Below are 255 nucleotides of genomic sequence, written 5' to 3' on the forward strand. Positions count from 1 at the left end.
CGCTGGTGAGTCAGTTCGGCAGCCTGGCCGCAGATCCCTCGATTAACGCGCTTGAGGCGCTCACCGGTGCTGCCGACAAACTGGCCTACTTCACTGCGGCCGACGCCATGGCGCTGGCCGATTTCCCGGCGCAGGCCAGGACATTGCTGGCGGCGAACAGCCAGGCGAACCAGAGATCGGCGCTGGGTCTAGGTTCTGCTGCGGTCGCGGCCATCCTGGGTACCGTATCGCAGTCTGGGGGCGTGCCGACGGGCG

At 67.5% G+C, this 255-nt stretch carries 1 protein-coding gene; it reads left to right on the forward strand.

Features of this window, described 5'->3' with window-relative positions:
* Positions 1 to 255: hypothetical protein (locus HAQ05_RS28280; RefSeq protein WP_202988138.1), on the forward strand; the 255-nt coding region annotated here is incomplete at both ends.

It is taken from the genome of Pseudomonas typographi, assembly GCF_014694385.1.
Classification (GTDB): domain Bacteria; phylum Pseudomonadota; class Gammaproteobacteria; order Pseudomonadales; family Pseudomonadaceae; genus Aquipseudomonas; species Aquipseudomonas typographi.